Source organism: Vibrio sp. V10_P2A27P122 (assembly GCF_963874335.1).
Classification (GTDB): domain Bacteria; phylum Pseudomonadota; class Gammaproteobacteria; order Enterobacterales; family Vibrionaceae; genus Vibrio; species Vibrio anguillarum.
Genome location: NZ_CAWNHY010000015.1, coordinates 1 through 11721, shown reverse-complemented (window position 1 = coordinate 11721; position 11721 = coordinate 1). Strand labels below are relative to the sequence as shown.

Genomic DNA, 11721 nt, shown 5'->3' with positions numbered 1-11721 from the left:
GTAGCCAGCTTGCAACTTGGCTTGGGATTAATTATTTTCTAAATAATTGGTTTCAAATAGCCAATTTCAAAAAGACAATAAGGTAAACCTCTGGAGGTCGAAGCAATTCCCAATATCCTTTATAGTTTAAATTAGGGGAATTAGTGGAAATAGTTCGTGTCGGTAACCCCATTTCTGTCCGTACGACCTGAAGTCGTATTAAGTGTGGTTCTCCACGATAAGAGGGAATTAGTTTCGTGAGCGTTGGGTGTATGTCATTTATGATAATGGATGAAGTTTGCTAAAACAGTTTTGTCCAGAACCTTCACTGTGGGCACTTCGTAACTCACCTTTGTCCAAAAATCGTTTTACAGCCTAACAAAAAGGCGAACTTCTCAGTTCGCCTTTATTATTGAATATTGGTTACAAAGTCAGCCACAACCTAAAAGATGATCATAAATTGTGACGACGAGCCATCAACATCAGCACCTACTCTTGGTAGTTATCGATACTTGGGCATGAGCAGACAAGGTTACGGTCACCGTATACGTTATCGACGCGGCTCACGGTTGGCCAGTATTTTGATGCCTTAGTATGAGCGGATGGGAAGCAAGCCGTTTCACGAGAATATGGGTGAGCCCATGCTTCACTTGCGAGATCCGATTGTGTATGCGGCGCATTCACTAACGGGTTGTCGGCTAATGGCCATTCGCCTGATTGAACTTTCTCCATTTCGGCGCGAATCGCAATCATCGCCTCGCAGAAGCGATCCAATTCGGCTAAGTCTTCCGATTCGGTTGGTTCAATCATCAAGGTGCCAGCAACAGGGAATGACATCGTCGGTGCGTGGAAGCCATAATCCATCAAACGTTTAGCAATGTCTTCTTCGCTGATACCTGTCGCTTCTTTAAGCGGACGAATGTCAATAATGCATTCGTGCGCTACGCGGCCGTTACTACCACGGTAAAGAATTGGGTAGTGTGGGCGCAGTCTTTCCATCACATAGTTAGCATTTAAAATAGCGACTTGAGTAGCCGTGGTTAAGCCTTCTGCACCCATCATGGCAATATAAGCCCATGAGATAGGTAAAATAGAAGCGCTGCCTAAATCGGCCGCAGATACTGCGTGATCGCTGCCTTCAACTCCCCCTTCAATATGTCCCGGTAGGAAAGGCGCTAGGTGAGATTTTACACCAATCGGCCCCATACCTGGGCCGCCGCCGCCATGTGGAATACAGAATGTTTTGTGCAGGTTGAGGTGAGAAACATCAGAGCCAATAAAGCCCGGATTGGTCAAACCAACTTGCGCGTTCATGTTGGCACCATCAAGGTAAACTTGGCCGCCTGCGGCGTGAACCATGTTACACACTTCTTTAACTTGTTCTTCGTAAACGCCGTGCGTTGAAGGATAAGTGATCATGATGCTAGAGAGGTTCTCTTTATGCTTCTCAATTTTGTCTGCGAGGTCTGCGATATCAACGTTGCCGTTATTATCACATTTCACGACCACTACTTTCATCGAAACCATTGAAGCTGTTGCAGGGTTGGTACCGTGTGCTGAGCTCGGAATTAAGCAGACGTTACGGTGCCCTTCACCACGGCTTTTGTGGTAGCGCTGAATCGCTACAAGTCCTGCATATTCGCCAGAAGCACCGGAATTTGGTTGTAGCGAGAAGGCATCATAGCCTGTGATTTCACAGAGCTTTTCTTTTAAATCCTTAGCGAGAGCGGCGTAACCTGCGGCTTGCTCTTTCGGTGCAAATGGGTGGATTGAACCAAATTCAGGCCAAGTGACAGGGATCATCTCGGCTGCGGCGTTCAGTTTCATGGTGCAACTGCCAAGCGGGATCATGCCGTGAGTTAATGAAAAGTCTTTATTCTCAAGTTTTTTCAAATAACGCATCATTTGCGTTTCACTGTGATAGGTGTTGAACACAGGATGCGTTAGGAAGCGAGATTGACGACGGCAGTGTTCTGGAATCGCTGCAAATTCGTTGGCGGCAATTTCTGCCGACAGCGCGCTTACCGATTGCTTAATATCGAAAACCGCAAACAGGGTTTCAAGATCAGCGGTGGTGGTGGTTTCATCCAAACTGATGCCTAATTGGTCATCAAATCGGCGTAAGTTGATGTCGGCTTGCTGCGCTTTTGCGTACAGAGCTTGAGTTTGAGCGGCACTCTTTAAGGTAATCGTGTCAAAGAAGCTGTTATGCACCAATTCGTAGCCCGCTTGAGTTAAGCCTGCCGCTAGAATTGCTGTCATATGATGAGTACGGCGCGCAATGGTGCGCAACCCTTCTGCGCCATGATAGACCGCATAAAACGATGCCATATTAGCCAGCAGAGCTTGCGCGGTACAGATGTTCGAGGTCGCTTTTTCGCGGCGAATGTGCTGCTCGCGAGTTTGCATTGCCATGCGCAGTGCTGGGTTACCTTTAGCGTCAATCGACACTCCGATCACGCGGCCGGGCATAGTGCGTTTGTGCGCTTCACGCGTGGCCATAAAGGCGGCGTGTGGCCCGCCGTAACCCATAGGGACACCGAAACGTTGAGCTGAGCCAATCACGACATCCGCGCCCATTTCACCTGCTGGTTTCAGCAAGGTGCTGGCCAGTAAATCCGTGGCAACAGTAACCAAGATTTTATTGGCTTGCGCTTTAGCAATCAGGTCGCTTAAATCACGCACTTCACCTGTGGTGCTTGGGTATTGCAGCAGCGCGCCAAACACATCTTGTTCAGGCAATGAGTCGAGTGCGCCGATTTGTACCTCAAAACCGATAAATTCAGCGCGAGTTTTTACCACTTCAATGGTTTGTGGATGAACATCGTCCGCCACAAAAAAGACGTTACTTTTGCTTTTTCCTGCGCGTTTACACAGTGTCATTGCTTCGCCAGCGGCCGTTGCTTCATCGAGCAGCGACGCGTTGGCAATATCCATCGCTGTTAAATCCATCACCATTTGTTGGTAGTTAAGCAGCGACTCCAAACGACCTTGAGAGATTTCTGGTTGGTAGGGCGTGTAAGCCGTATACCAGCCCGGATTTTCCAGTACGTTACGCAAAATGACGTTCGGCGTGAAGGTGTTGTAGTAACCTTGACCAATGAACGTGCGTTTAATCTGGTTTTGATTGGCAAATACTTTCATCGAGCTGAGCATATCGGCTTCGCTTTTAGGCGCAGCAAGGGACATTGGGCTTTCTAAACGAATTTGCGCAGGAACGGTTTGTTCGATTAACGCGGCTAAGCTTTCGGCGTTAATCGCGTTGAGCATTTTTTGTTGATCGGCTGGGTTGGGTCCGTTGTGGCGTGCAACAAACTCATTTTCGGTACTTAACTGGCTAAGCAGTGGGCTGTGAAGTAATTCAGTCATTTCCTTTACCTTTTCAAAGATCGTGTGCGACCTTAAAAAAAAGCCGCCCATGCTGGGCAGCTTTGATCCGTGATGGGCTAATTAATCTTCTTCGATAGAGTTTTGGTACTCTTCTGCATTTTTTAGATTGTCGAGTTCAGAAGCATCAGACATCTTCACTTTCACAATCCAGCCACCTTCATACGGTTCTTCGTTGATGAGTTCTGGGCTATCTTCTAACTCTTCGTTGATTTCAACGATGACACCTGTAATCGGTGCGTAAATATCTGAAGCGGCTTTGACAGATTCAACTAGAGAAAAACTGTCTCCAGCATCAATTTCTGTATCTACTTCAGGTAGGTCAACAAACACGACGTCACCAAGCATCTCTTGCGCATGCTCAGAAATACCGATGGTCACTGTGCCGTCACCGTTGTCGCGCACCCACTCGTGGCTATCTGCAAACTTCAGTGTATTGTCCATTGCTTTATCTCCAAAAAAGTATCGTATTGATTTGAACTTGTGTTTAATTTAAAAAGGCTATTGGTAGAGTGGGAAGCGTTGGCACAGCGCTTTAACTTGTTTGCGCACACGTTGCTCAACATCACTGTTTCCTTCTGGGCTCACAACAAGGCCATCGAGAACATCGCCAATCCACTCACCGATGAGTTTGAATTCTTCACGACCAAAACCACGGCTGGTTCCAGCTGGCGTACCTAAACGAATACCCGAAGTAATCATAGGCTTCTCGGTATCAAATGGGATGCCATTTTTGTTACATGTGATTCCTGCACGCTCTAATGCTTGTTCGGCGATATTCCCCTTCAGCCCTTTAGGGCGAAGATCAACGAGCATGAGATGAGTGTCAGTCCCGCCAGTCACAATGTCACAACCGCGAGTTTGCAATACTTCGGCGAGAACTTTTGCGTTATCGATCACCGAATCAATATAACGATGAAACTCAGGGCCTAACGCTTCGCCTAGTGCTACCGCTTTGGCCGCAATTACGTGCATTAACGGGCCACCTTGCAGGCCGGGGAAAACCGCCGAGTTAATTTTTTTGCTGATCTCTTCGCTGTTGGTCAAAACCATACCGCCTCGTGGGCCGCGCAAGGTTTTATGTGTGGTGGTCGTGACAACGTGGGCATGCGGCAGTGGGCTTGGGTGAGCACCAGTGGCGACTAATCCGGCAATATGCGCCATATCGACCATTAAGAGCGCGCCCACTTCATCAGCAATGGCTCGGAATTTGGCAAAATCAATCACGCGAGGAATGGCAGAGCCGCCCGCAATGATCATTTTTGGTTGATGCTCTAACGCGAGGCTGCGTACATCATCATAATTGATTTCTAAGGTCGTGCTATCGACACCATATTGGATAGCATTAAACCACTTACCAGAGAGAGCAGGCCGAGCGCCATGAGTGAGGTGGCCTCCGGCATCCAGAGACATACCTAAAATCGTGTCACCCGGTTGCAGTAAAGCCAGCATCACCGCGCCATTAGCTTGTGCGCCTGAATGCGGCTGCACGTTGGCGTATTGACAATGGAATAGGGATTTTGCACGTTCAATCGCAATGGTTTCGACGGTATCAACGTGTTCGCAACCACCGTAATAGCGACGGCCGGGGTAGCCTTCTGCATATTTATTGGTGAGACAAGTACCTTGCGCTTGCATAACGGCTTTTGAAACGATGTTTTCTGAGGCGATCAGCTCAATTTGTTCATTTTGGCGCACGTATTCGGCTTGAATACCCGCAAAGACAGCATCATCAGTGGCAGCAAGGTTGGTTGAGAAAAAGCTCTCAAGGCAGTGGTTGGGGTAACTTTTGTTCACGTTGGCATTCATGGTAGATGACCTTCCAATAATCCGACGGATTGGCTAAACATTCCGTCATTCCTTTTTAGTGGCTGCCTTATCGTTAAGCCGTTAGGCGACAACAAAGCAGAGTGTCAGTTATCCTTAAACTGGATTGCAACCCCAACAATACGGGGTGAAAAGCCACTTAAACCTTGTTAAATCCCTAACCGCAATAAGTGGTAAACCGCATCTCTTTATCTAACAAGTCAGTAACATACTCTTTGACTTATAAACAATCAATCAAAAATTTCCTATAGGAAACATGGTTTCTTTTTTTGTAAGCAAGAGCACGCTTTATTTACGTGCAGCCTCTTTAACCTTGCGTTGGCTTTATGCCACAATGATGGCCGAAATCAGGAAGATAACAATCGAGGGAAAGCATGTCTGAAGACATTTATGATGAGTACCCATCGTTGACCTTGGCCAAGGAAACTGGTGAACAAACGATCGAACCGCTTAAGCTTGGGCAACGTATTAAAGAGATCCGCTCTAAGCTTGGGATTACGCTAGAAGAGGCGAGCCAGCGGACAGGGTTAGCTCGATCTACATTGAGTAAAATCGAAAACGAACAGATTTCTCCAACCTACCAAGCGATGCAAAAACTCGCTCATGGATTGCAGATAGATATGCCTCAACTATTTGAGCCACCAAAGAAAATTGTGGCAACAGGTCGTAGGGATATTTCTCGTATTGGTCAGGGTAAACCGCATCCCACCCCAACTTACGAGCATGAATTGCTCGCCACGCAGCTCTCTAATAAGAAGATGATGCCGTTTAAAAGCCGAGTGCGAGCTCGTGCATTTGAAGAGTACAGTGACTGGGTTCGTCACGATGGTGAGGAGTTTTTGTTGATCCTCACGGGTGAAGTTTTGTTCTATAGCGAATTTTATGAACCGGTTCGATTGGCGGAAGGTGATAGCGTTTATTACGACGCTAACATGGGGCACATGCTGGTCTCTGTCAGCGAAGAGGATGCATTGATTTTGTGGGTTACTGCAAAATGAGTGTGAAAACGCGAAGTTTCTTATAGTGACAGCAATCGTTTGCTATTTGGTGGTTTTACCTTCTATAGTGTGCTTTTAATCACTTTTAGCTCAGGCGATGCTAAGCATCTCGCGACTTTTAATTGTGATTGGGTTGTTAATTTTGACAATTCATCTTGTTTTGAACTTGTTAATCCGTCCGAACGGGCGCATTCTTGTTCACTATTGGAAACATGGTTTCCTCTTCTTTGGACATAATAGCCAAAATTTGGTGGTGAATTCCCTGCTGGGTCGGCTGAAATGGAGATAAAAATGACTCAAGAACATGCAAATCAAACATTACTCACTACTCCTTTACATGCGCTGCACATCGAAGTTGGAGCGAAAATGGTGCCATTTGCTGGCTATGACATGCCCGTTCAGTACCCATTAGGGGTAAAGAAAGAGCATTTGCATACTCGCGAGGCGGCTGGTTTGTTTGATGTTTCGCATATGGGCCAACTTCGTTTGCATGGAGCCAATGCCGCGCAAGCATTGGAGTCATTGGTTCCGGTCGACATTATTGACTTACCAGCAGGCAAGCAGCGTTACGCCTTTTTCACTAATGCACAAGGTGGCATCATGGATGACTTGATGGTTGCTAACCTTGATGATCATCTGTTTGTTGTGGTTAATGCCGCTTGTAAAGCACAAGATATTGCTCATCTACAAGCACATTTGCCACAAGGTGTTGAGCTCGAAGTAATTGACGATCGCGCGCTGTTAGCGCTGCAAGGACCAAAGGCCGCTGAAGTGTTAGCTCGCCTGCAACCACAAGTGATGACGATGCACTTTATGGATATTCAGCTAATGGACATCGATGGAGCCCAGTGCATTGTCAGCCGAAGTGGTTATACCGGTGAAGATGGTTATGAAATTTCTGTACCAGCAGAACAGGCCGAAGCATTGGCGCGTAAACTGACCGCTTATGAAGAAGTGGAATGGATTGGTCTGGGCGCGCGCGATTCACTGCGTTTAGAGTGCGGTTTGTGCCTTTACGGGCATGATCTCGATACCACCACAACGCCAGTAGAAGCGAGCTTGTTATGGGCGATAAGCAAAGTGCGTCGTGCTGAAGGTGAGCGTGCGGGTGGTTTCCCGGGTGCAGACATCATTCTTGGGCAGATCGAAAGCAAAGATGTTGCACGTAAACGTGTAGGTTTAGTGGGGTTAACTAAAGCGCCAGTACGTGAAGGAACGGAGCTATTTGATGCCGATGGCCAGCATATAGGCGTAGTGACCAGTGGTACAGCAGGACCGACGGCCGGAAAGCCCGTGTCTATGGCCTATATCCGAGCTGATTTATCAGCGATAGGCACAGAAATTTTTGCTGATGTGCGCGGAAAAATGCTGCCAATGGTGGTTGAGAAAATGCCGTTTGTGGCTCAGCGTTATTATCGCGGCTAAAGCATCATAAAATGTAATAAAAGTGCATTTAAAGATGTTTCATATCGATAACGGATTAAGTACTATCTGGGTTCAAAGTGATAAGGAATGACATGATGAACAAATGGGTAGTACTTTTTTCTTCGCTCGCCTTCTCTGGCAATGTGTTCGCCGTTGATGCTCAGCCCTATATAGTAAACGGCTCGTATGCAAGCGTGGCGGAGTTTCCTTCTATAGCGAGCTTGTTTTTTGATCAAATTGCTTATAACGGTTCATATGGAAAAGGAAGTTATTGTGGTGCTTCGTTGCTCAATAACCAATACGTATTGACGGCTGCGCACTGCGTTTATGGTAATAGTGCAAATCAGCTTTTTACCTCTGTTGTACCTAAGCTGCAAATTGAAACAAACTTTCCATTCAACATATTAGAAAAAGCGCGAGTGGCGGAGATCTACTACCCATCAACTTATAACAACACCACTTTATTGGATGATATTGCGATCCTCAAGCTTGAAACACCTTTGACAATGGTGTCGTCTGCTGACTACTTAACGCGGCCTACCGCAAATTCTGATAGCACTTATCGTTCATCAAGTGAAACCTTTATTGCCGTTGGGCATGGTAATACCTCTTCTAACCTCGATACTAAAACGTCTCTACAGCAAACCGAGTTAACCTATGTACCTAACAGCTCTTGTAATTATGGGACTGGTGTACCGGACACCAATTTATGTATGGAAGGGGCGATAGGTTCTACGGGGCTGCAAAATGCAACCTGTCAGGGCGATTCTGGGGGGCCGTTATTTTGGCATATTGGCGGTAACTATATCCAAGTTGGTATAACCAGCTTCGGGCCAAATACCAAGTGTGGAGACCCACTGGTTACTGCTCCATCGGTATTTACGGAAATCCTTGACTATTCTACTTGGATAGAGAGTGTTCTGCTTGGTTCTGAACCACCAAAATTTGTCGCAACAGAAGCGAAACGCCAAGCTTATTTAAACCCACCTTCTGACAGTGGTGGTTCATTCGGCTGGTGGTCTTTACTGCTGATGTTTATCCCCTTCATTCGTAGACGTTGAACCCTTATTGATTTCGAGCGACCTGTTTAGGTCGCTTTTTTATTGCCTTTTTTGAGCAGGTTCCACTTAGGGCGCTAAACTTGAAAGTGATACACGCGTATCTTTCTAGATGAGTGACGAGGTGATGGATGTACAAATGGATACTGTTCAGTGCGATGCTATCAGCAAATGCTTATGCGGTTGATTTCCAGCCTTACATTGTGAATGGTTCGGATACCAGCAGTGCCACTTACCCTTCTTTTGCTAGCCTTTTATATCAAAGCAGCGCCCAGTATAGTACCAACAGTTTTTGTGGGGCGAGTATCATCAATTCACAGTTTATTTTGACGGCAGCTCATTGTATTTACGGTAAAAAAGATACCATGCTTTATACGGTGGTAGTGCCTCAGTTGGATAATGTGGCCGATTTCCCCTACGGGAATATTCAGATATCGCGCGCGGCGGCTTTTTATTACCCCAGTACTTACATCAATTCGTCCAGTGCACTCTGGCGTGATGACATTGCGATTATCAAGCTCGAAACACCGCTCAATGTGGTGGACTATTCTGCGCTACTCAATACTCAGTTAAATAATGATTACCCTGCTGGCAATAATTACAAAGCGATTGGTCATGGCTATGTGGCGGGTAATGTCCCGAATGCTAATAAGCAGTTACAAGAAACGACCCTCACTTTTGTTAGTAATGCCGTCTGTAGCGCTTTCTATGGCCCGACATTGACCTCAAAGCAGATCTGTTTTGATGGTGCGGTAAGCGGTGCTTATAAAAACTCCACCTGTTCTGGCGATTCCGGTGGGCCTGTCTATTGGTTTAATGGCTCGCAATACATTCAAATTGGTTTAACCAGCTTTGGGCCTTCACTATGTGGCGATACTAACCAACCGATCACCTCGGTATTTACGGAGCTTTATGATTATCAGAGCTGGATTCAGCGCGTTCTTACAGGGGCAGAGGTGCCTAAATATTATGTTGCCACTCAAAATGGGGTACGTGTTCTGATTGATACTCAAACTGTTGCCCCTCAAGAGGAGAGCGGTGGCAGTTTGAGTATCCTAGGGTTGACTCTACTGCTGTTATTTCGCTTTCGGGCGCATAATAATTTTGGTTCGTCTGTTGTGGTGATTAAAAATTTGCTTGGCTCTCAACGTCATCTCTTGTGTGGTGATTCGGTTTGCCGTTTGCTCTATGTTAAACAACGCATCGATGCCGTACCCGTGCAGTGAATAACGTTGAATAAACCAATTCATCTGCTTGGGGTCGTCTTTGAGTGGTTTGAGATCGGCAATCAATTGTTTTGCTGCGGTGAGCGTTTCCTCTTCCGTTATTTCGACGGATAAACCGTCAATCAGCTTATCAATGGCTTGCTCTGCGGTATCGACATCATTGGATGAAATGTCCACGCTAAATAGCCAATCGTTATGTGGTTCACTATCGGCTGAAACCGAAAAAGCATTGGGAGCGTAATCCAACCCTAGCTGTTCACGCACCTGACTCACCATGCGGCGGTTTGCCACACGCCACAACATATCATCCATGAAGATAGTAGTAGCCGATTTGTGTTCCGGGTCGTTACTGATCACTCTGGCAAGATAGGCACTGCTTTTTTCATCGTTGATCGCCATGTCGATTCGAGGCTGAAAGTCTGCGCGATAATCAATGCGATAATCGACCTCAGGTGCAGAGCTGAAGGTTAATGACGCTACATAGGTACGCAATAGCGGTTTCAGTTCGGCAGGTTTAATGTCTGCGGTAATAAAGAGTTTAAAGCCTCTATTTTTCTTAAAGAGATCATCATGGGTTTGCATCAGTTGCTCAACACTCACCGTATTGATGTCCGATCCTTCGTATAACCAATGAGTGGTGTCCGGCAGATAGCTATTGCGATTAATGGCGAGCGCCATCTGGCCAATGGGTGAGCGAAGAAAAGTATCACGATTTTGCTTAAACTCTTGTTTTGTTAACTGCAGATGGCTGTCGTCGATGTTGATGGCTGTCATCGCCGTATAAAGGGCCGCAAACGCTTCGGCTAACTCATCTTTAGATGATTCAAGGCTGATACCATGCGACGTAAAGTCGATGTAGGGATTCAATATGATGCCGTGTCTTCTCAGGTGATTATCCAACTGAGAGCCGCTAAAGTTACCAATTCCACCGCGTATGGCACTCGGAATAAGCACTTCAGAAGCTTTACGCAAATCGGGCTCTAAGCTTGCTTTACCACCAAGGCTTGCCAAAGAGGCATACACTTTTTCCCCTGCGTTAGTGTCTCTGCGATACCACACTTCAACACCGTTACTTAGCATCCAAGTGGTGATATCCATCGGCTCTTGAGGTTGAGATTCCGACAAAATAGCACCTATCTGCGTAGGTGTTACAAAAGCTTGATTGACCTCTTGTAGTAGCGGTGGCTGCCCTTTTTGGGCAAACAGGGTTTTGAGTGTTGGCAGTGTCGCGACGACGGATTCTTTGTCTTCACTTTTATCCAACCCAATATTGATCTGGTAGTCGCTAGACAATAATTTGCGAAGGTGTTCATCGAGTATGGCACTGTTGGTGGTCGAGATAAATTCGGTTAACGTCGAACGTCGGTCTAAATGCGACTGGATCGGTTGATCCAATGTGCGCGCCAGCGTTTTTTCTTCGACTAAATCTATCGCGGTGGCTTTTTGCCAATTGTTATCGAAGTTCGCTAGCATCTCTTGATACTGACGGAAAATCGCCTGAAACTCTTGCTCACTCACACCATGATCACGCAGTGCAGCAAGTGTGGAGAAGAAGAGATTTTGCGATGCTTCTCTTGAGTCCACTGGAAACCCGACCTCTGCAAACGAATAGCGCTGGGTTTCAAACGGGATAGTTTGGGAATAAATCCAAAGTGCCGGAAGGTTGGCGTCACTAAAATTGCTGGATAACCGCTGTTGTATCAGTTGCTGGGCGATATCATCGAGCCACCACTGGGCTTGTTGTTCACGGCTGGCTATTTTTTGCTCGCCACGGTCAATGAATAGGCTAATGTTCGGTGAGTCATTGGCACCAATGTAACC

7 protein-coding genes and 1 pseudogene are annotated in these 11721 nt (G+C 46.6%); 4 read left to right on the top strand and 4 right to left on the bottom strand.

Going from position 1 to position 11721, the window contains the following annotated elements; genetic code table 11:
• Positions 1-468: 468 nt before the first annotated feature.
• From gcvP to AACQ17_RS01065, 3 genes are all read right to left on the bottom strand, one after another.
• Positions 469-3348, bottom strand: a complete 2880-nt coding sequence (gcvP, locus tag AACQ17_RS01075; protein WP_094147870.1) for an aminomethyl-transferring glycine dehydrogenase — start codon at positions 3346-3348, stop codon at positions 469-471.
• Between the two features lie 81 nt (positions 3349-3429).
• Positions 3430-3810, bottom strand: coding sequence for a glycine cleavage system protein GcvH (gene gcvH / locus AACQ17_RS01070; protein WP_013868476.1), 381 nt, complete (start codon positions 3808-3810; stop codon positions 3430-3432).
• Between the two features lie 57 nt (positions 3811-3867).
• Positions 3868-5175 carry a serine hydroxymethyltransferase gene (locus AACQ17_RS01065; RefSeq protein WP_017043957.1) on the bottom strand — a complete coding sequence of 436 codons (1308 nt, stop codon included), beginning with the start codon at positions 5173-5175 and terminating at the stop codon, positions 3868-3870.
• Positions 5176-5567: 392 nt separating this feature from the next.
• Between AACQ17_RS01065 and AACQ17_RS01060 the strand changes: the two genes are divergently transcribed.
• The 4 genes from AACQ17_RS01060 to AACQ17_RS01045 all read left to right on the top strand — a co-directional run bounded on the left by AACQ17_RS01060 (position 5568) and on the right by AACQ17_RS01045 (position 9900).
• Positions 5568-6191: a helix-turn-helix domain-containing protein gene (locus AACQ17_RS01060; protein ID WP_010320321.1), complete on the top strand. Its 624-nt coding sequence runs from the start codon at positions 5568-5570 to the stop codon at positions 6189-6191.
• A 291-nt stretch (positions 6192-6482) separates the two neighbouring features.
• The gene (gene gcvT, locus AACQ17_RS01055) at positions 6483-7616 is read left to right on the top strand and encodes a glycine cleavage system aminomethyltransferase GcvT (RefSeq protein WP_026028185.1); all 1134 of its coding nucleotides are present in this window, start codon (positions 6483-6485) and stop codon (positions 7614-7616) included.
• Between the two features lie 77 nt (positions 7617-7693).
• Entirely contained in the window at positions 7694-8677 is a 984-nt protein-coding gene (locus AACQ17_RS01050) for a trypsin-like serine protease (protein ID WP_094147218.1), read from the top strand.
• 128 nt (positions 8678-8805) lie between these two features.
• Entirely contained in the window at positions 8806-9900 is a 1095-nt protein-coding gene (locus AACQ17_RS01045; RefSeq protein ID WP_170935192.1) for a S1 family peptidase, read from the top strand.
• Positions 9901-9975: 75 nt separating this feature from the next.
• Here the strand turns inward: AACQ17_RS01045 and AACQ17_RS01040 are convergent.
• Positions 9976-10578 (bottom strand): annotated as a pseudogene (locus AACQ17_RS01040) (insulinase family protein); the annotation flags it as partial.
• Positions 10579-11721: the final 1143 nt, after the last annotated feature.

Excerpts from the sequence above, each read along its gene's own strand:
- gcvP (WP_094147870.1), bottom strand. The coding sequence starts at position 3,348 with ATGACTGAATTACTTCACAGCCCACTGCTTAGCCAGTTAAGTACCGAA.
- gcvH (WP_013868476.1), bottom strand. The coding sequence starts at position 3,810 with ATGGACAATACACTGAAGTTTGCAGATAGCCACGAGTGGGTGCGCGAC.
- AACQ17_RS01065 (WP_017043957.1), bottom strand. The coding sequence starts at position 5,175 with ATGAATGCCAACGTGAACAAAAGTTACCCCAACCACTGCCTTGAGAGC.
- AACQ17_RS01060 (WP_010320321.1), top strand. The coding sequence starts at position 5,568 with ATGTCTGAAGACATTTATGATGAGTACCCATCGTTGACCTTGGCCAAG.
- gcvT (WP_026028185.1), top strand. The coding sequence starts at position 6,483 with ATGACTCAAGAACATGCAAATCAAACATTACTCACTACTCCTTTACAT.
- AACQ17_RS01045 (WP_170935192.1), top strand. The coding sequence starts at position 8,806 with ATGTACAAATGGATACTGTTCAGTGCGATGCTATCAGCAAATGCTTAT.